Here is an 18864-nt window from a genome sequence, read left to right on the forward strand (position 1 = left end):
GTCCATGACGTCCGAGGCGCAGCAACCGACCACTCCTGACGAGACCTACGACGTGATCGTGATCGGCGGCGGGCCCGTCGGCGAGAACGCCGCCGACCGCGCGTCGCGCACCGGCCTGAGCGTGGCGCTCGTCGAGGCCGAGCTCGTGGGCGGCGAGTGCTCGTACTGGGCGTGCATGCCGTCCAAGACGCTCCTGCGCCCGGGGGCCGTGCGGGCCGAGGCGCGGGGCGTCCCGGGCGTCACCGTCGGGGACGACCTCGACGTCGCCGCCGTCCTCGCGCGCCGCGACCAGATGGTCTCCGACTGGGACGACTCCGGCCAGGTCTCCTGGGTCGAGGGTGCGGGCCTCACGCTCGTGCGCGGGCTCGGGCGGATCGTCGGCCCGCGCCTCGTGGAGGTCGTCGCCGAGGAGCCCGACGCCGACCCGGACGACCTCCCGCGCACCCGCCGGCTCGCGGCCCGCCACGCGGTGATCGTGGCGACCGGCAGCGTGCCCGTCCTGCCCGACGTCCCCGGGCTCGCGGACGCGAACCCGTGGACGAGCCGCGAGGCGACCGCGGTCGAGGACGTGCCCGAATCGCTCGCGATCGTCGGCGGGGGAGTGGTCGCCACCGAGATGGCGGTCGCGTTCGCCGACCTCGGGGCACGCGTGACCGTGCTGTCGCGCGGCGGCCTGCTCGGGCGCACCGAGCCCTGGGCGGGCGAGGCGGTCGCCGCGTCGCTGCGGGACCTGGGGGTCGACGTGCGGCTCGGCGTGTCGACGGAGGCCGTCGAGCTGCTGCCCGACGGCGGCGCGCGCCTCGCCCTCGCGGCCGCCGGTCCCGCGTACGGCGGGGACGCGCCCGACCTGTCGCCCGTCACCGCCGAGCGCGTGCTCGTCGCGACCGGTCGCGTGCCGCGTACGCAGGACCTCGGCGTCGACTCCGTCGGGCTCGCGCCCGGCCGCGCGCTGGACGTCGACGACACGATGCTCGTCCAGGGTCTCGGGCCGGACGCCGGCACCGGGTGGCTGTACGCGGCGGGCGACGTCACCGGTCGCGTCGCGACGACCCACCAGGGCAAGTACCAGGGCCGCGTCGCGGGCGACGTCGTCGCCGCGCGCTTCGGCGACCCCGACGCCGAGGACGCCCCGACCGCGGGCGAGCGGCCGCCCGCCGTCGGCGCCGACCCCGAGCCGTGGTCGCGGTTCGCCGCGACCGCCGACGCCGTCGCCTCGCCCCAGGTCGTGTTCACGCGGCCGGAGGTGGCCGCCGTCGGGCACACCGAGTCGTCCGCGCGCGACGCGGGCCTCGACGTGCGCGTCGTGCGCTACGACCTCGCGAACGTCGCCGGCTCCTCGGTGCGCTCCGCCGACTACGCGGGCAGCGCGCAGCTCGTGGTCGACGCCGCGCGCGAGGTCGTCGTCGGCGCCACGTTCTTGGGACCCGACGCGGCGGAGATGCTGCACGCCGCGACGATCGCCGTCGTGGGGGAGGTCCCGCTGCGCCGGCTGTGGCACGCCGTGCCGTCGTACCCGACCGTGAGCGAGGTCTGGCTGCGCCTGCTCGAGGAGTACGGGCTGTAGGGACCGTCCGGCGCGGGCCCGGCGCCCGCGCCGCGGCCCGGTCGCCTAGGCTCGGGGACGTGACGACCGAGACCACCGCCCCGCGCGTCGCCCTCGCGACGTGCTCCGTCCTCCCGCAGCTCGACCCCGACGACGCGCCGCTCGTGCGGGCGCTCGACGCCCGGGGCGTCGCGGCGCAGCCCGCCGTCTGGGACGACCCCGACGTGGACTGGGCCGCGTTCGACGCCGTCGTCGTGCGCTCCACGTGGGACTACTCGGCCCGGCGCGACGAGTTCGTCGCGTGGGCGAACCGGGTCCCCCGCATCCTCAACGCGGAGCAGGTGCTGCGCTGGAACACCGACAAGGGCTACCTGCGCGAGCTCGAGGGCGCGGGCATCCCCGTCATCCCGACGCTGTGGCTCGACCCGGCGCGCAACCTCTCCTCGCGCGCGATCCACACGCGCCTGCCCGCCCAGGGCGACTTCGTCATCAAGCCCGTGGTCAGCGCAGGCGCGAAGGACACGGGCCGGTACCAGGCGGGCGAGGCGCACTCGCGCGGGCTCGCGATCCAGCACGCCAAGAACCTGCTCGTCTCCGGGCGCGAGGTCATGGTGCAGCCCTACGTGACGAGCGTCGACACCGCGGGGGAGACGGGCCTCGTCTTCGTCGACGGCGAGTTCTCGCACGCCGTGCGCAAGAACGCGCTGCTCACCGGCCCGCACCGCCCGACGCGCGGCCTGTACCAGCAGGAGGAGATGAGCCCGTTCACCGCGTCCGACGAGCAGCTCGACGTCGCGCGGCGGGCCTTGGCCGTGGCGGCCGACGCCGTCGGCGGCGGCGACCCGGCGAGCTTCCTCTACGCGCGCGTGGACGTCGTCACGGGCAACGACGACGGCGGCGTCGTGGTCATCGAGCTCGAGCTCACCGAGCCGTCGCTGTTCCTCGCGCTCTCCCCGGGGTCTCTCGACCGGTTCGCCGACGCGATCGCGGCGCGCGTCGCGCGCTGACCCGCACAGGCCCGTCCACGCACGACGGCGGCCCGTCCCGATCCCGGGACGGGCCGCCGTCGTCGTGCGGTCAGGCGAGGCCGTTCTCGGACAGCCAGTCCGCGGCGATGTCCTCGGGCGAGCGCTGGTCGACCGTGGACTCCACGTTGAGGGCGACGAGGCCCTCGGGGGTGAGCGCCTCGCTCACCGGGTTGATCACGTCCGCGATCTCGTCGGCGATGTCCGCGTTGACCAGCGGCACCACGTTCGAGGCGAGGAACAGGCCCTCCGGGTCCTCGAGCGTGACGAGCTTCTCCGTCTGGATGCGCGGGTCCGCGCTGAACACGTTCGCGATGTTCACGGTCCCGGCGACGAGGTCCTGGACGGTCGTGTCGCCCGTCGCGACGAACGACACGTCGACCCCGTAGACGTCCTTGAGCCCCTGCGGGCCGTAGGGGCGCTGCTCGAGCTCCGCAGGGCCGCCGAGCGTGAGCGGCACGTCGAGGCCGGCGAGGTCGGACAGGCTCGTGAGGTCGTTCTCCGTGGCGAACGCCTCGGTGACGTTGTAGGAGTCCTGGTCCGTGGCGGTCGACTGGTCGAGGACCGTGAGGCCGTCGGGCAGGGCCTCCTGGAGCGCCGCGTACACGTCGTCGGGCGACGTCGCCGTGGTCTCCGGGTCGAAGAACTGCAGCAGGTTGCCCGTGTACTCCGGGAAGAGCTGCACCTCGCCGCTCTCGAGCGCCGGCATGTACGCGTCGCGCTGGCCGATCGAGAAGTTGCGCTCGACCGTGAAGCCCTCCGCTTCGAGCGCCTGCGCGTAGATCTCCGCGATGATCTCGTTCGAGTAGTAGGCCTGCGAGCCGACGACGATCGTGTCGGACGAGGCGCTGCCGCCGCCGTCGGAGCTCGTGGTGTCCTCGGCGAGCGGGTCGGACCCGCCGCCGCAGGCGGTGAGGGCGAGGACGGCGGTCGCCGCGGTGGCGACGAGGGCGGCGGTGCGTCGGGTGGTGCGCATGTGTCTGCCTTTCTGAGGGCCGTCCCGGGGACCGGGAGGGGTCGGTTCGGCGCGTGCGGCGGGGGAGCGCTGTCCGCGTCAGGCGGTGGTGGGTTCGGGGGCGCGGCGGCGCCGCCGGGACGGGGAGTCCTCCGCGGACCGGCCCGCCGTGACGCCGCGCGGCACGACGACCCGTTGGAGGATCGCGAACAGCGCGTCGAGCACGACGGCCAGCACCACGATGACGAGGGCCGCGCCGAGGATCTGGGAGAAGTCGCGGATCTGGATGCCCTGCACGATGTAGAAGCCGAGACCCCAGTTGCCGACATAGCCGGCGAGCGTCACCGTGGCCACGACCTGGAGCGTCGCGGACCGCAGCCCGCCGATGAGCAGCGGGAGGCCGAGCGGCACCTCGGCCTGGAACAGCACCTGGCGGCCGGTCATGCCGACGGACCGGGCGCCGTCGACCACGCGCCGCTCGACAGCCTCGATACCGGCGTACGCCCCCGCGAGGATGGGCGGGATCGCGAGGAGGACGAACGCCGTGATCGACGCGGCGACCTTGTGGGTCACCCCGAGCACGAGCACGAGCAGCAGGACGAGCCCGAACGAGGGCACGGCGCGCGCCGCGCCCGAGAGGGCGACCGCGACCTCCCGCCCGCGCCCGGTGTGGCCGATCGCCCAGCCTGCGGGGATAGCGATCGCCGCGGCGATCAGCACCGCCACGAACGTGAACGCGAGGTGGGTCCAGATCGCCTCGGGCAGCGGGAGCGCGCCGGTGAGCCGGTCGGGGGAGAAGATCCAGGCGACCGCGTCGGAGAAGACGTTCATGCGCGCACCTTCCGGGACCAGGGCATGACCGCTCGCCCGGCGAGCACGAGCAGCAGGTCGACGAGCAGGGCGATGACGACGACCGCGACGACGCCGGCGAGGATCTCGGGGACGATCTGCCGCTGGTAGCCGTTGGTGAACAGGTAACCGAGGTTGTCGATCCCGATGAGGATGCCGACCGTCGCGAGCGAGATGGTCGAGACGGCCGTGACGCGCAGCCCGGCGAGCACCACCGGGCCGGCGAGCGGGAGGTCGACCTGCCAGAAGCGTCGCCACGGCCCGTACCCGACGGCGAGGGCCGCCTGCCGGACCGTCGGGTCGACCGACGCCAGGGCGTCGGCGACGAACCGCGTCATGATCGCCACCGCGTAGATCGTCAGTGCCACCACCAGGTTGACCTCGGACAGGAAGCTGATGCCGAGGAGCGGCGGGAGCAGCGCGAAGAGCGCGAGCGACGGGATCGTGTAGAGCAGCCCGACGAGCGTGAGCACGAGACCCCGCGTGAGGCGGAACCGGAACGCGAGCCAGCCGAGCGGGATCGAGACGACGAACCCCAGCACGATCGGCACGACGCACTGGCGCAGGTGCTCGACAGTCAGACGGCCGATGAGGTCGACGTTGTCCAGGACCCAGGTCATGCGCCGTCCTCGGGGGCGTCGCCGACGAGCACGCCCTGGGTCCGTCCCGCGCCGTCGACGAGGACCGTGCCGTGGTCCGTCCGCTTCGTGCGCAGCGCACGACGGCCGCGCTCGGCACCGATGAAGCTCGCGACGAACTCGCTCGCGGGGTTCTCGAGGATCTCGCTCGGGGACCCGATCTGCGCGATCTGCGCCCCCTTCTCGAGGATCACGACCTGGTCGCCGAGCAGGAAGGCCTCGTCGACGTCGTGCGTGACGAAGACGACCGTCTTCTCCAGCTCCCGCTGCAGCCTGATGGTCTCGGTCTGGAGCTCGGCCCGCACGATCGGGTCGACCGCGCCGAACGGCTCGTCCATGAGCAGGATGTTCGGGTCCGCGGCGAGCGCGCGGGCGACGCCCACGCGCTGCTGCTGGCCCCCCGAGAGCTGGCTCGGGTAGCGGTCGGCGAGCGCCCGGTCGAGGCCGACCGTGTCGAGGAGCTCGAGGGCGCGCTCGCGCGCCTGCCTCCGGGGCGTGCCCTCGAGCCGCAGGACCGTCGTCACGTTGTCGACGACCTTGTAGTGGGGGAGCAGCCCGCCGTTCTGCAGGACGTACCCGATGCTGCGCCGCAGCTTCACCGGGTCGCGGTCGAGGACGGAGCTGCCGTCGATCTCGATCGTGCCGGACGTGGGCTCGACCATCCGGTTGATCATGCGCAGGAGCGTCGTCTTGCCGCTCCCGGAGGAGCCGACGAGCACCGTGGTGCGGTGGGGTGGGATGACGAGGTCGAAGTCGGCGACCGCGGCCGTGCCGTCGGGGTACGTCTTCGTGACCGATCGGAACTCGATCATGGGGCGCTGCCTCCCGACAGTCGGTGAACGGCCTCCACCCAACCACGACCGCGGTTCGGCTCGTCAAGCGCAATGCCGCGCGTCCCCCAGACCGTACGACGAACCACCGACACGCCGCACCCGGACCGCGCGGGCAGCCTCCGCACGGGTGCGGCGGCCGCCCGCGCGCGTCCGGCGGGCCGCGCGGATTCGCCCGTGACGTGCGTCACGCAACGCCCTATCGTGGCGCTGTGCCGCACCTCGACGCCCTCCTCGCCTTCGCGCTCGCCTCCCTCGTGCTCGTCGCGATCCCGGGCCCGAGCGTGCTCTTCGTCGTCGGCCGCTCGCTCACGCTGGGCCACCGCGGCGGCGTGCTCAGCGTGCTCGGCAACGAGCTGGGCGCGCTCACGCTCGTGGTCGCGGTGGCGCTCGGGGTCGGGACGGTCGTCGCGACGTCGGTCGCGATCTTCACCGTCGTCAAGCTCGTCGGGGCCGCGTACCTCGTGTGGCTCGGCGTCCAGGCGGTCCGCCACCGGCGCGACGGGGCCGTCACCGTCGACGGCGCCCCCGTGCGCGAGCCCTGGTGGCGCGTGGTGCGGCAGGGCTACGTCGTCGGGGTGACCAACCCGAAGACGATCGTGTTCTTCGTCGCGGTGCTGCCGCAGTTCACCGACTTCCACGCGGGCCGCGTGCCTGCGCAGATGATGGTGCTCGGGCTCGTCTTCACCGTCATCGCGTTCGTGTGCGACAGCGTCTGGGCGCTGGCGGCGGGCGCGGCCCGCTCGTGGTTAGCGTCCTCGCCCCGACGGCTCGGCGCGGTGCGGGCCGTGGGCGGCGGGATGATGATCGGCCTCGGCGGCGTCCTCGCCGTCGCGTCGCACCGCGCGCCCTGAGCGGCCCCGAGCGCGTCGACGCAGGGCTCGTCGGGCCCGGGACGCGACGAGGGCCGGCCTCCGTACGGAGACCGGCCCTCGCCGTCTGGGGTGAGTAACGGGACTTGAACCCGCGACCCCCTGGACCACAACCAGGTGCTCTACCAGCTGAGCTATACCCACCATGTGAGCCGTGCTCACGGACCGGCGCCTGGAGCACCGGCCGTCGAAAAGTGTACCCGGTCCGGGAGGTGCTCCTGGACGCCTTTCTCGCGTCAGGCCTCGCCGGCTCCTGTGACGGTCGCCACGGCCGGGTCGTCGGTGGCGTCGGCGCCCTCGGCGGGACGCGTGCGTCCCCGGGTCACGCTCGTCGTGACGACCTGCTCCGCGATCTTGCGGGCGGTCGCCGAGTCCGGGCCCGGCGCGGGCACGAAGACGGCGGCGCGGTAGTAGCGCAGCTCGTCGATGCTCTCGAGGATGTCGGCGAGCGCGCGGTGCCCGCCGTGCTTCTCGGGAGAGGAGAAGTAGGCGCGCGGGTACCAGCGGCGGGACAGCTCCTTGACGGAGGAGACGTCGATGATCCGGTAGTGCAGGTGGCTCATGAGGGCCGGCATGTCGCGGTCGAGGAACGCCTTGTCGGTCCCGACGGAGTTCCCCGCGAGGGGCGCCTTCCCGGGCTCCGGCACCCAGGTGCGGACGTAGTCCAGGACGCGCTGCTCGGCCTCGGCCAGCGTCAGGCCCTCGTCGAGCTCGTCCAGGAGGCCGGACGTCGTGTGCATCTGGCGCACGAAGTCGCCCATCTGCTCGAGCGCCTCGGCCGGGGGGCGGACCAGGACGTCGACCCCGTCGCCGAGCACGTTGAGCTCGGAGTCGGTGACGACCGCGGCGACCTCGACGAGGGCGTCGGCGCCCAGGTCGAGCCCGGTCATCTCGCAGTCGATCCAGACGATGCGTTCGTTCGCGTTCACAGGGCTCACGCCCACAGCCTAGTCGCGCACGAGGAAGGCCCCGGCGGTCCGGTCCACGGAGGGTCCGGACGGCCGAGGCCTTCGACGGGTCGCGCTCTCGCCCGGCGGGGTGTGCCCCCGGTGCGACGAGCGCTCGGTGCGCGTCATGCGGTGCGGCGCGACAGGCGGGCCTGCCGGGTGTGCGCCGGGACGCGGGTCGTGGTGCGGCGCAGCTGCGACCGGCGCAGGGTCTGCTCCTGCAGCTGCTCGCGACGGCTGAGGGCCGCCACGTCGTACGTGATCAAGGGATGCATGGTGCTGCTCTCGTGACGCTGGGTTCGTGGGTCTGGCCGGACCCTCCACCGCCCGGTACGGACCGGACGGACGCCACCGCGGTGTGTGCTCATACGACCACGCCGGGCGCCGGGGACGCACGGGTTTTTCGCCAGGACCGCCCGGGGGCCCGTCCGGTCCGTCGGGGGGTCGGTCCGGGACCGTGCCGCGCTGCGTCGTCGGCCCGCGTTCCGTAGCCTCCGGGGATGGGTGCGACGACGAGCGGGTCGAAGGAGGGCACGTCGCCGCGGGCGGTGCTCGTGAGCGTCTGGCCGGGGGTGCTCCTGGTCCTGGTCGGCGTCCTGGGCTTCGCCGGCCTGCTGGACTCCGTCCGGGAGCGGGACGACCTCTGGCGGTTCGACGAGCCGCTGCTGGCCTGGATGGTCGCGCACCGGACTCCCGTCGCCACGGGGGTGCTGACGGTCGTGACGAACGTGTTCGGCCCGTTCGTGCTGCCCGTCCTCGTGGCGGTGGGGTGCGTCGTGTGGGCCCGCCGCTCGGGGACGTGGTGGGAGCCGGGCCTGCTCGCCGGGGCGATGGTGCTCGCGACCCTCGTCTCGAGCGTGCTCAAGGCCGTGATCGCGCGACCGCGCCCCCCGGACGTCTCGATGGTCGTGGCCGGGGTGGAGCGGTCGTTCTCGTTCCCGTCGGGCCACACGATCGGTGCGGCGACGCTCGTGCTCGTCGGGGGCTACCTCGTGTGGCACCGCCACCGCGACGCGCGCGTGCTCACGGTCTGGGTCGTGGCGTCGGTGCTCGTCGTCGGGACCGTGGCGCTGAGCCGGCTCTACCTCGGGTACCACTTCCTCACGGACGTCCTCGCCGGGCTCTGCCTGGCCGTGGCGGTGCTCGGCGTCGTGGTCGCGGTCAGCCGGGTGCACGACCTGCTGTCTCGACCGGAGGCATCCCCGCGGCCCGTCGAGGCACCGCCCGAGGAATCTTAAGAAAGAACTCTTGCGCAAGATATCTTTCGTGACGTAGCGTCGTCGCCATGACGACCGCTGCCGACCGCCCCGCGCCGGGCACCCCCGCGAGCACGACCCCGCCGGAGCCGGTCGTCGCGACCGACCCGGCGAGCATCCGCGCCCTCGCGCACCCCCTGCGCCTGCGGATCCTCGCGCTGCTCGACGACGAGGGCGAGGTCACGGCCACGCGCTGCGCCGAGGTCACGGGCGAGTCGGTCGCGAGCTGCTCGTTCCACCTGCGCATGCTCGCGAAGTACGGCTACGTCGAGGCCGCCGAGCGGCGCGGCAAGGAGCGCCCGTGGCGGACGGTCGGGCGCGGCCGCCAGACCCGCTTCGACCCCGACGTGCCCGAGTCGCTGCCCGCGGCGAGCGCCGTGGCGGACCTCGTGCTCGGCCAGGAGGCGGCGCGCGTGCGGGCGTGGCTCGCCGGCGCCGCGGCGGAGGACCCGCGGTGGCTGCTCGCCTCCACGCTCAGCTCGTCGTCGTTCTACGCGACGCGCGAGGAGCTCGACGCGCTCGCCCGCGAGGTCGAGGCGCTCACCGACCGGTTCGCCGGGCGCTGGGAGGACCCGGCGCTGCGCCCCGAGGGCGCGCGACCGGCGCGGCTGTTCGCCGTCGTCAACGCCGACCCGCCCGCGGACCCCCGGTGACCGCGCCGTCCGAGCCGGCGGCCACGGACCAGGCCGCGGCGCCGACGTCGACCGCCGCGCCGACGGCGACCGGGGAGACGGCGACCGCGGCGTCCGCGCCGCGGCGCGAGGGCACGACGCCGGGAGCCGACGCACGCGCGGCGCTCCGCGGGCGCCCCTTCCTGCTGCTCTCCGTCGCGTGGGGCTTCACCAACTTCGCCGACTCGGTGCTCGCGATCATCCTCGCCGTGTGGGTCAAGGACCTCACGGGATCGAACGGTGCGGCCGGGCTCGTGTTCGCCGCGCTGGGCCTGCCCGCGCTCGCGTCCCCGTTCCTCGGCCAGCTCGCCGACCGGGTGTCCCGCCGCCGGATGCTCGTCGCGACGTACCTCGTCGGCGCGGCCGTGCTGCTCGCGCTCCTCCTCGTCCGCGGCCCGGGACAGGTGTGGCTCGTGCTCCTCGTGACGGTCGTGTACTCGGGGGTCGGGTTCGCGACGTCCGCCGCGCAGTCCGGGCTCGTGCGCGACATGCTGCCCGACGACGCGCTCGCCGCCGCGAACGGCCGCCTCACGACGATCGACCAGGTGTTCCGCCTGCTCATGCCCGTCGTCGGCGCGGGCGCCTACGCGATGGCGGGCGTGTGGCCGCTCGTCCTGGCCGCGTCGGGCGCGTTCGTCGTCGCGGCCGCGGTGGTGGCGCGCGTGCGGGTGCGCGAGACACCGCCGGCCGACGAGCACGAGCCGTACCTCGCCGAGGTGACGGCGGGCTTCCGGCACCTCGCGCGGACGGCCCCGCTCGGCGTGCTCACCGTCGCCCTCGTCGTCGCGTTCGGGGCGGTGGGCCTGCTCAACGCCGTGAGCCTCGCGATCGTCGAGGACGGCCTCGGCCTGCCCGCCGCGCTGCTCGGCCCGGTCTCGTCCGTCCAGGCCGTGACCGCGATCGTGGCCGGCCTCACCGCCGCCCGGCTCGCGGCCCGGTGGGGCGCGCAGCGCCTCGTCGCCCTGGGGCTGGTCGTGCTCGCGCTCGGCATCGTCCCGGCGACCGGCACGAGCGTGGTGGCGGTCGTCGTCGGGCTGGGCGGCGTCGGCCTCGGCGTCACGTGGGCGATCGTCGGGTTCGTCACCGAGCGCCAGCTCCGCACGCCGCCCGCGCTCCAGGGCCGGGTGGCCGCGGCGAGCACCATGCTGCTCAACGTGCCCCAGCTCCTGCTCACCGTGGTGGGTGCCGCGCTCGTCGGGGTCGTGGACTACCGGGTGCTGCTCGTCGTGACCGTGGCGGGCATCGCCGTCGCCGCGGCGCTCGCCCTGCGTGGCCGCCGCGCCGTCGCCGGCGCGCGCTAGCGGGACCGACCGGCGGCGCAGCGGCGGGGCCGGGACAGCGGGCACGACAGCGGGGGGGCACGACGGCGGGGCGCAGCACCGGTCCCACCGGCGAGACGACGCCGGGGCGGCCTCAGTCGTCGAGGCCGCGGGCGCGCAGCGCGTCGCCGAGCGCGTCCGCCTGGCGCAGGGCGCCCACGACGAGCGGGACGGCGAAGGCCCGGACGTCGTGCTCCCGGCCGCGCGCGCGGCACGCGTCCCGCACGCGCTGCGCGAGCGCCGCGACCACCGGGACGGAGCGCACGGCGAGCGAGAGGACGAGCGCGACCCGGCCGACGTCGACCCCCACGCGGCCGAGCGGGTGCAGCCCGCGCTCGATCGCCGCGAGCACCGCGGCCGTGCGGGTCGTGAGCAGCACGAGGCCTGCGAGGGCGACGATCGCCACGAGGCGGGACGTGAGGACCACCGCGGCGGCGGGACCGAGCGCGAACCACTGCACCGCGAGGAGCACCGGCACGACCAGCCGCAGCGGTCGGACCTGCTCCCACGCCGCGCGGGTCCCCACCCCCGCGAGCGCGTAGAGCACCGCGACCACGACGACCACGACCCCCACCGCGACCGGCGACGACACGAGCAGCACCGCGCCCGACGACGTCGCGAGGCCGACGAGCTTCGCCCCGGCCGGGAGGCGGTGCAGCACCGAGGTCCCCGGGCGGTAGCCGCCCGCCGTCATCCCGGCCCCGCGTCGACCAGGCGCCGGTAGTGCGCGACGGCCGGGCCCGGCGCGTCGTCCGCGACGACCCGCCCGCCGTCGACCACGAGCACGCGGTCCATCGCGTCCATGAGCGCGAGGTCGTGCGAGACGAGCACGACCTGCTGGGAGAGGGACGCGAGCTCCGCGGCGACGCGGCGCGTGTTGCGCAGGTCGAGGAGCGTGGTCGGCTCGTCGGCCACGACGAGGCGCGGTCCCGCAGCGAGCACGGAGGTGAGCGCGAGGAGCTGCTTCTGGCCGCCCGAGAGCAGGTGCGCGGGATGGTCCGCGTGCTCGGCCAGGCCGCGCGCCGCGAGGGCGCGCCGCACGACCGCGGCGCGCTCGTCGGCCGGTACGCCGCGCAGCGAGTACGCGACGTCCTCCGCCACGGTCGGCATGACGATCTGCGCGTCCGGGTCGGTGAACACGAACCCCACGCGCCGTCGCACCGCCGCGCCCTGGCGGCGCGTGTCGAGACCGTCGACGAGCACCCGTCCCGCGGTGGGCACGACGAGCCCGTTGAGCAGGCGGGCCAGGGTGCTCTTGCCCGAGCCGTTCGCACCGACCACCCCGACCCGGCGCTCGCGCAGCTCGAGGCTCACGCCGCGCAGGACGTCGCGCTCGCCGAGCCGCACGTGCACGTCCTCGAGCCGCACCACGCAGCCCGCTGCGCCGTCCTGCGGCGGGAGCTCGGGCGCGGGTGCCGCGACCTCGGCCGGGCGGTCCCGTCGTCGCCCCCGCACGGCGCGCGCCGCGCGCGCGATCACCGCGCCACCTCCACGAGCACCGCGACGCCCTGGCCGCCGCCGACGGCCGCCGTCGCGAGCCCGAGCGTCCCGGCCCGCGCGCCCCCGCGCACGAGCCGGGAGAACAGCCGGACCACGGCCACAGCGCCGCTCGCGCCCCACGGGTGGCCCAGCGCGAGCGCGCCGCCGTCGGCGCACACGCGCGCGTCGTCCGCCGGGTCGCCCAGCGGGTCGAGGCCGAGCGCGTCGGCGACCGCGAGCACCTGGGCCGCGAACGCCTCGACGACCTCGACCGCCGCGACGTCGTCGAGCCGCGCGCCGGCGCGGTCGAGCACGGCGCGCACCGCGGGCACCGGGCCCCACCCGGGCAGCGCCGGGTCGCAGCCCACGGTGGCCGACGCGACGACCCGCAGGCCCGCGAGGCCCAGGTCGCGGCGCACCGCCTCGGGAACCACCGCGACGACCGCGGCGCCGTCGCTCACCGGGCTCGACGTCGCCGCCGTGACGGTCCCGCCGGGGGTGAACGCGGGGGAGAGCCGTGCGACGACGGCCGGGTCGAGGCGGCGCGCGCGCTCGTCGCGCTCCAGGGCACGGCCCGGCGGGCCGACGCGCACGGTCTCCGCGGCGAACCGCCCGGCGTCGTGCGCCGCGCGGGCGCGCGCGTGGCTGCGCACCGCGTACGCCTCCTGGCGCTCGCGGGTCACGCCGCGTCGTCGGGCGAGCTCGTCGGCCGCCGCGCCCATCCCCGGGTCGGCCCACGGCACGGGCGTGAACGCCGCGCGCGCGTACGGGACGTCCCCCCACGGCGTGCGGTGGGCCCGCGCGGGGGAGCGCGTCGCGCTCTCGGTGCCGCCCGCGAGGACGAGCGTCGCCTCGTCCGCGCGGACCTGCTGCGCCGCGACGAGCACGGCCGCGAGGCCGGACGCGCACTGCCGGTCGACCGTGAGGCCGGGCACGCCGACGCCCGCTCCCGCGGCGAGCGCCGCGACGCGCGCGACGTCCCCGCCGGGGCCCGTGCAGCACCCGAGCACGACGTCCGCGACGTCACCGTCGACGCCGTGCGCCTGCGCGTCGTCGAGGGTCGCGCGCAGCGCCGCGGCCGCGAGGTCCACCTCGGTGAGCGCCCGGTGCCCGTGGCCCGCGGTGCCGACCCACGTGCGGCGCGCGGCGACCACCACGGGCGTCGCGTCCGTCGTGCCACGCGTCAACGTGCTCGGGTGCCGGGTCACCGCAGCGGCTCCAGGCCCGACCGCGCGAGGTCCGTCCCGCCGAGGGCCTCGCTCACCGCGCCGCGCGCGGGCTTGCCCGACGGCGTCCTCGGCAGCGCGCGCGTGCCGTACCAGCGCCGCGGTCGCTGGGCCGGCGCGAGCGCCGCGCGGGCGACCCGCTCGAGGTGCGCGCGCAGCCCCGACCGGTCGTCGCACTCCACGACGGCCGTCACGACCGCCCCGAGGCGGCGGTGCGCCGTGCCGAGCACGACGACGTCGCGCACCCCGGGCACGGCCCGCAGCACGACCTCGACGTCCTCGGGCACGACCGTCGACCCGCCCGAGAGGATCGCGCCGTCGCCCCGGCCGCGCAGCACGAGCGGCTCCGGCCCCGGGTCGGCGAGGTCCCCGACGGTGTGCCACGCGCCGTCGCGCCGCAGCGGTCCCGTGGCGCGCGCGAGGTAGCCGCGCGACACCCACGGCGAGCGCACCCACACCTCGCCGACGCTCGCCGACGGCAGGGGGCGGACCGCCAGGTCCACGCCGGGGAACGCGCGCAGCCCCGACCCGTCGGGGTCGTAGGCGACGAACGACAGCTCGACGGCGCCGTAGTACGCGAGCAGGTCGACGCCGAGGCCCCGCGCCCGCTCCCGCGCCCCGGGCGCGAGCGACGCCCCGCCGACGACCGCGTGCCGCAGCCGCGAGGGCGCGCCCGCGGCGACGGCGTCGAGCACGTCGTCGAGGACCTGCGGCACGAGGTGCACGACGTCGCTCGTCGCGAGCGCCGCCGTCGTCGCGGCCGGCGTGCGGGTGAGGACGGCGCACGCCCCGACGGCGAGCGTGTGCACGGCGGCGAAGCAGTACAGCGACGACGCGAGCGGGCCGGGGACGAGGACCGCGTCGGTGGGTCGCAGCCCGAGGAGACGGGTGACCGCGTCGAACGACCCCGCCCACGACGCGCGCGTGCGCACGACCGCGCGCGGGCGGCCGGTGCTCCCCGACGAGAACCCGGCCCACGCGAGGTCGTCGGGGCCGGGGACGTGCGGCGGCGCGGGCTCTGCGCCGTCAGCGGTGCCGGTCCCGCGCGGCAGCGGCACCTCGACGAACGTGCGCGGCGCGAGCGTGCGCAGCACCTCGGCGCGGTGGGCGCGCGGCCAGGCGGCGTCGCACACGAGCGGCGTCGCGCCCAGGTGGTCGACGGCCAGCATCGCCGTGAGCAGGTCGAGCGGGTCCGGCAGCGACACGGCGACGAGGTCGCCCGGTCGCGTACCCGACGCGCGCAGGTGCGTCGCGCCCGCGCGCACGTCCGCGGCGAGCGCGGCGTAGGTGCGCGACCGCTCGGGCGTGCGCAGGGCGGGACGGTCGCGCACCGCCGGGTCGGCGGCATGCGTCAGGACCTGGTGGGCGACGGGCACGCGGACACTCTCGCAGGTGTTCAGGAGGCGGGGCGGCGGTCGGCCGCGGCACGGTCGACGCGGCCGGTGCGCCCGACCGGACGGGCCGCGGGGTAGGCCCGCACGACGCCCACCGTGATCGCGGCGGCAGCGAGCGCCTTGAGCAGGTCGCCGGGAAGGAACGCGAGCGAGAGCTGCGCGGTCGTGGGCAGCGGCACGCCCGTGACGAGCGCCTGCACGGGGATGCCGACGGCGTAGACGACCGCGATCCCGCCGACGAGGCACGCGACGAGCACGGGCGCGAACGTGACGCGCCGGAGCCGGTCGACGAGCAGGCCGACGACGGCCGCGCCGGCGAGGAACCCGACGAGGTAGCCCGCGGACGGCCCGACGAACGCCCCGAGCCCGCCGCGCCCGCCCGCGAGGACGGGGAGCCCTGCCGCGGCGAGCGCGAGGAAGGTCGCGACGGCGAGCGAGCCGCGCCACGCGCCGAGGATCGCCCCCGCGAGCATGACGCCGAGCGTCTGGAGCGTCACGGGCACCGCGTTGCCGAACAGCGCGATCGAGCCGGGCAGGCCGAGCGCGGCCAGGAGCGCGGCGAACGTCGCGACCCGCGCGGCGTCGCCGGCGTCGAGCGCGAACCGGCCGCGGCGACGGTCGGGCACGTCCCGCGGTGCGCCGCGCGGCGCGTCCGGGGCGGTGGGCGCCGTGGCGGACGGGGTGGCGGCGGGCGTCTCCGTGCGGGCGTCGGTCATCGCGGGCTCCCTGGTGTCGGTGGTCGGGCGTGTCCACTCTGGCCGGGACGGCGGCCCTCGGGCGACGGCGCTCGCGACCACCTCCGCGGCCCGCCGTGCACGGATCGCACAAGGCGTTGGAGGGATCCTCCAACCGCGCCGGGGCGCGGGTGCGGGGTCGGTGTGGGAGCCGCACAACGCGGCCTGCCCGGCCGGTCGACACGGCTCGTCGCACCTCTTGGCACTCTCGGGGGGAGAGTGCTAAAACAGGAGCTGTAGCCGCCCGCGGGGTGCCTGCCTCGCGGGAGCACCGACCGGTCCCGGACCGTCCGGGACCGTGCGACGAGGAGGTGAGAGGTGTGGCTGCGATGACCGACCCCTTCACGAGCACCTTCGACGCGATGGACCGTCTGGTCGGCCAGCTCGCGTCCGGCGCCCGCGCGACCGCCGCCTCGGCGGCCTCGGGCGGCATGCCGCTCGACCTGTTCCGCGCCGGGGACCACTACGTGCTGACGATGGACCTCCCGGGCGTCGACCCGGGCACGATCGACGTGTCCGTCGAGGACCGCACGCTGACCATCCGCGCCGAGCGCAGCCCGCGGACCGACCCGGACGTCCAGTGGCTCGCCCGGGAGCGGCCGTCCGGCACGTACGCGCGCCAGCTCACGGTGGGGCGCGGCCTGGCGCTCGACAAGATCACGGCGTCGTACGAGGACGGCGTGCTGACGCTGACGATCCCGGTGGCCGAGGAGGCCCGGCCCCGCCGGATCGAGGTCGCGCACCGCGCGGGCGGCGCGGCGACCCAGATCACGGCCGAGGCCGAGCCTCAGACGTCCGAGGGCTGAGCCCGGCTCACGCCTCGCCCGGGAGCGCCTTGCGGACGACGAGGCGCGTCCACGCCCCGAGGTACACGCGGTCCCCGTCGGCCAGCTCGCGTCGCTGGCCGGCGGGGATCGGGTCCGTCGGGAGCGGTTCGCCCGCGGGGCTCACGTAGGTGCCGTTCGAGGACTGCAGGTCCTCGACCCACCAGCGCTGCCCGTCCGTGCTGAGCTGGCAGTGCCGTCGCGAGACCCCGGTGTCCGCGCCGCAGTCGACCTGCGGGTGGATGCCGCGCGAGACCGACGGGCGCCCCACGAGCACGCTGCGCTCGCGCAGCACGACCAGCCCCGGCAGGCCCGCCGACGGCATGGGGTCCTCGGGCTGCTGGGCCGCGTACCAGTCCGGGTCGATCCAGATCTCGACGACCCACTGGTCCGGCCCGGGCACGGGCGGCGTCGGCAGGTGCGCGCCCGACGGCGCGGGACCGGCCGGGTCCGCGGGCGCACCGGCGGGCTGCTCGCCCGTGCCCGTCCCGGTGGCCGGCGTCGGCGCCGGAGCCTCGAGCGGCGCGGAGGCGCCCGGCGGCGGGGTGGCCGCGGACGCGGGGGACGCGGCCGGAGCCGGGAGCGGGGGCGGCGTCACGCCCGACGCGAGGCCCGCCTCCGGTGCGGCCGGGGCAGCGGCGGGTGCGGCCGGGGTGGCCGGCGTGGGGCGCGACGGCGGGTCGAGCGAGAGCGCCGACGCAGGCTCCACCGGGTCGGGCAGGGCGCCGGTGGTGAAGTCGTAGCCGCAGTTCTCGCAGAACAGCGCGCCGGCAGGAGCGGGCGAGCCGCAGTTCGGGCACTCGAGGGCCTGCGCCGGTGCGGAGGCCCCGCCCGGAGCAGGAGACGCCGCGCCCGCTGCGGGCGTCGCGGGTGCCGACGCCGCGGCGATGGGCTCGCCGCACACGTCGCAGTAGTCGGTCGACTCCGAGGGGTGCCCGTTGGGGCAGACGACGGCGCTCACCGACGCACCCGCGTCGTCTTCGTCGAGGCGGTGTCGAGCGCCATCTCGTCGAGCGTCGAGGTGTTGCGCTTGAGCCGCACGGTGCCGTGCTCCTCGTCGTCGATCTCGACGACCTTGCGCAGGCGCGACGTCGCCTCCTCGTTCCCCGTCTGCTGCGCGAGCTGGACGGCGCGGCCGAGCTTGACGGTCGCCGTCGCCTCGTCGCCCGACGCCTTGGCCGCGAGGCCCTCCTGGATCGCCGCGGCGAGCTCGGTCTGGCCGGTGTAGTGCGCGACCTCGGGGTTGATGCGCGTGGTGAGCGACTCGTCGTCGGACCACTTCGCCTTGACCAGGCCCGAGGACACGACCTCGCCGTTCACGGCGAGCTGGACGCGCGCCGCGAGCTGCTCGGAGCCGACGGGCTTCGAGGCCACGCGCACCGCGACGTGGTAGTCGCGCGACTCGTCGCCCCACGACCCGGTCGGGTACGCGCCCGTGAGCGGGTTGACCTCGGCCCGGCGGTGCGTGAGGTCCTCGACGGTCGGGGCGACCTGGCGCACGAACAGCACCTGCGAGCCCTGCGGGGCCCACACGCGCAGGTCGGCCGAGGCGACGCCGCGCGCCATGGACGCCTGCATGAGCTTCTCGAAGTCGGCGGCGATCTCGTTCGGGTCCGCGATGAGGTCCACCGTGCCGAGCAGCGCGGTGGAGATCTCGCGCAGCTCGTCGACCTGCCAGCGCGAGCCGACGCCGCGCGCGTCGCACTGGAAGTGGCCCGTGACGTCCCGCACCGCGGCCGAGAGATTGGCGCGGGGCTCGGACTCGTTCTTGCCGTCGGTGAGCAGGATCGCGTGCCGCTGCGTCGCCTGCGGCACCGTCGCGAAGAGCTGGTCCGCGAGGCGCAGCCACGTGCTCATCGCCGTGCCGCCGCCGGGCGTGAGCATCGAGATCGCGCGCTTCGCCTCGGCGCGCGCGCCCGGCTCCATCTGCACCATGGCCATGCGGGCGTTCGGGTAGGGGAACGCACGGTTCGCGACGTGGCTGCCGCCGACGATCGCGAACCACGTGCCGTCGAGGATCTGGTCGACCGCGACCTGGGCCGCGTGCTTCGCGGCCTCGATGTTGCGCCCCGACATCGACCCCGACGTGTCGACCATGATGATCTCGGCCACCCCGCCCGCGCCGCCGGCGCTCCCCGCGCTCCCGGCGCCGCGGCACGTCACGGTGACGATCGCGTGGACGTCCGTCGCGCCCTCGGACAGGAACTCGTTCTGGTAGACCTCGGCGGCGAACTCGGCCATGGGGGCTCCTTCGGTGGTGCGGGTGTTCGTGCAGGCTATCGGGTCGTCGGGGCCCGACGCG

Annotated in this window: 20 protein-coding genes and 1 tRNA gene; 7 read left to right on the forward strand and 14 right to left on the reverse strand. The window is 76.0% G+C overall.

Annotation, left to right across the window (positions count from 1 at the left end):
- Positions 1–4 precede the first annotated feature (4 nt).
- Together GWJ10_RS02335 and GWJ10_RS02340 are read left to right on the forward strand one after the other, a co-directional pair.
- Positions 5–1564: an NAD(P)/FAD-dependent oxidoreductase gene (locus tag GWJ10_RS02335; protein ID WP_163184737.1), complete on the forward strand. Its 1560-nt coding sequence runs from the start codon at positions 5–7 to the stop codon at positions 1562–1564.
- Positions 1565–1623: 59 nt separating this feature from the next.
- Complete coding sequence (locus GWJ10_RS02340) at positions 1624–2550, forward strand: hypothetical protein (protein WP_163184739.1); 927 nt, start codon at positions 1624–1626, stop codon at positions 2548–2550.
- Positions 2551–2620: 70 nt separating this feature from the next.
- Here the strand turns inward: GWJ10_RS02340 and GWJ10_RS02345 are convergent, their stop codons facing one another.
- The 4 genes from GWJ10_RS02345 to GWJ10_RS02360 all read right to left on the reverse strand — a co-directional run bounded on the left by GWJ10_RS02345 (position 2621) and on the right by GWJ10_RS02360 (position 5822).
- Positions 2621–3544 carry an ABC transporter substrate-binding protein gene (locus GWJ10_RS02345; RefSeq protein ID WP_061268544.1) on the reverse strand — a complete coding sequence of 308 codons (924 nt, stop codon included), beginning with the start codon at positions 3542–3544 and terminating at the stop codon, positions 2621–2623.
- A gap of 78 nt (positions 3545–3622) precedes the next feature.
- Complete coding sequence (locus GWJ10_RS02350; RefSeq protein ID WP_163184741.1) at positions 3623–4354, reverse strand: ABC transporter permease subunit; 732 nt, start codon at positions 4352–4354, stop codon at positions 3623–3625.
- Positions 4351–4992 (reverse strand): ABC transporter permease subunit, encoded by a 642-nt coding sequence (locus GWJ10_RS02355; protein WP_043654098.1) that lies wholly within the window; start codon positions 4990–4992, stop codon positions 4351–4353. The genes GWJ10_RS02350 and GWJ10_RS02355 overlap by 4 nt, the downstream gene beginning before the upstream one ends.
- Positions 4989–5822, reverse strand: coding sequence for an ATP-binding cassette domain-containing protein (locus tag GWJ10_RS02360; RefSeq protein WP_034654058.1), 834 nt, complete (start codon positions 5820–5822; stop codon positions 4989–4991). Before GWJ10_RS02360 ends, GWJ10_RS02355 begins: the two co-directional genes overlap by 4 nt.
- Before the next feature lie 230 nt (positions 5823–6052).
- Between GWJ10_RS02360 and GWJ10_RS02365 the strand changes: the two genes are divergently transcribed.
- The gene (locus tag GWJ10_RS02365) at positions 6053–6694 is read left to right on the forward strand and encodes a LysE family translocator (RefSeq protein ID WP_163184743.1); all 642 of its coding nucleotides are present in this window, start codon (positions 6053–6055) and stop codon (positions 6692–6694) included.
- 86 nt (positions 6695–6780) lie between these two features.
- Here GWJ10_RS02365 and GWJ10_RS02370 read toward each other — a convergent pair.
- The 3 genes from GWJ10_RS02370 to GWJ10_RS02380 form a co-directional block, all read right to left on the reverse strand.
- Positions 6781–6856, reverse strand: a tRNA-His gene (locus GWJ10_RS02370).
- Positions 6857–6948: 92 nt separating this feature from the next.
- Complete coding sequence (gene orn, locus GWJ10_RS02375; protein WP_083712042.1) at positions 6949–7650, reverse strand: oligoribonuclease; 702 nt, start codon at positions 7648–7650, stop codon at positions 6949–6951.
- Between the two features lie 134 nt (positions 7651–7784).
- Complete coding sequence (locus GWJ10_RS02380; protein ID WP_157446647.1) at positions 7785–7925, reverse strand: hypothetical protein; 141 nt, start codon at positions 7923–7925, stop codon at positions 7785–7787.
- A 234-nt stretch (positions 7926–8159) separates the two neighbouring features.
- On the opposite strand from GWJ10_RS02380, the gene GWJ10_RS02385 reads away from it, so the two are divergent.
- From GWJ10_RS02385 to GWJ10_RS02395, 3 genes are read left to right on the forward strand one after another with little or no spacing between them, the layout of a single operon-like run.
- Positions 8160–8897 (forward strand): phosphatase PAP2 family protein, encoded by a 738-nt coding sequence (locus tag GWJ10_RS02385; protein ID WP_163184745.1) that lies wholly within the window; start codon positions 8160–8162, stop codon positions 8895–8897.
- Between the two features lie 47 nt (positions 8898–8944).
- Complete coding sequence (locus GWJ10_RS19555) at positions 8945–9568, forward strand: winged helix-turn-helix domain-containing protein (RefSeq protein WP_061268549.1); 624 nt, start codon at positions 8945–8947, stop codon at positions 9566–9568.
- A complete protein-coding gene (locus GWJ10_RS02395; RefSeq protein WP_163184746.1) occupies positions 9565–10887 on the forward strand; it encodes an MFS transporter in 1323 nt (440 codons plus the stop codon). The genes GWJ10_RS19555 and GWJ10_RS02395 overlap by 4 nt, the downstream gene beginning before the upstream one ends.
- 112 nt (positions 10888–10999) lie before the next feature.
- Here the strand turns inward: GWJ10_RS02395 and GWJ10_RS02400 are convergent, their stop codons facing one another.
- From GWJ10_RS02400 to GWJ10_RS02420, 5 genes are all read right to left on the reverse strand, one after another.
- Positions 11000–11599, reverse strand: a complete 600-nt coding sequence (locus GWJ10_RS02400; protein ID WP_163184748.1) for an energy-coupling factor transporter transmembrane protein EcfT — start codon at positions 11597–11599, stop codon at positions 11000–11002.
- Positions 11596–12276, reverse strand: coding sequence for an ABC transporter ATP-binding protein (locus tag GWJ10_RS02405; RefSeq protein ID WP_163184886.1), 681 nt, complete (start codon positions 12274–12276; stop codon positions 11596–11598). Before GWJ10_RS02405 ends, GWJ10_RS02400 begins: the two co-directional genes overlap by 4 nt.
- Before the next feature lie 104 nt (positions 12277–12380).
- Positions 12381–13571 carry a thiolase family protein gene (locus GWJ10_RS02410; protein ID WP_241005629.1) on the reverse strand — a complete coding sequence of 397 codons (1191 nt, stop codon included), beginning with the start codon at positions 13569–13571 and terminating at the stop codon, positions 12381–12383.
- 17 nt (positions 13572–13588) lie between these two features.
- Complete coding sequence (locus GWJ10_RS02415) at positions 13589–14986, reverse strand: class I adenylate-forming enzyme family protein (RefSeq protein WP_163184750.1); 1398 nt, start codon at positions 14984–14986, stop codon at positions 13589–13591.
- A gap of 20 nt (positions 14987–15006) precedes the next feature.
- Positions 15007–15720 carry a biotin transporter BioY gene (locus GWJ10_RS02420; protein WP_163184752.1) on the reverse strand — a complete coding sequence of 238 codons (714 nt, stop codon included), beginning with the start codon at positions 15718–15720 and terminating at the stop codon, positions 15007–15009.
- A gap of 347 nt (positions 15721–16067) precedes the next feature.
- Between GWJ10_RS02420 and GWJ10_RS02425 the strand changes: the two genes are divergently transcribed.
- Positions 16068–16544: an Hsp20/alpha crystallin family protein gene (locus GWJ10_RS02425; protein ID WP_228485289.1), complete on the forward strand. Its 477-nt coding sequence runs from the start codon at positions 16068–16070 to the stop codon at positions 16542–16544.
- Positions 16545–16551: 7 nt separating this feature from the next.
- Here the strand turns inward: GWJ10_RS02425 and GWJ10_RS02430 are convergent, their stop codons facing one another.
- Both GWJ10_RS02430 and GWJ10_RS02435 read right to left on the reverse strand, forming a co-directional pair.
- Positions 16552–17523, reverse strand: a complete 972-nt coding sequence (locus tag GWJ10_RS02430) for an FHA domain-containing protein (protein ID WP_163184754.1) — start codon at positions 17521–17523, stop codon at positions 16552–16554.
- The gene (locus GWJ10_RS02435) at positions 17520–18803 is read right to left on the reverse strand and encodes a VWA domain-containing protein (protein WP_021483252.1); all 1284 of its coding nucleotides are present in this window, start codon (positions 18801–18803) and stop codon (positions 17520–17522) included. Before GWJ10_RS02435 ends, GWJ10_RS02430 begins: the two co-directional genes overlap by 4 nt.
- Positions 18804–18864: the final 61 nt, after the last annotated feature.

It is taken from the genome of Cellulosimicrobium sp. SL-1 (assembly GCF_011033075.1).
GTDB classification, from domain to species: domain Bacteria; phylum Actinomycetota; class Actinomycetes; order Actinomycetales; family Cellulomonadaceae; genus Cellulosimicrobium; species Cellulosimicrobium funkei.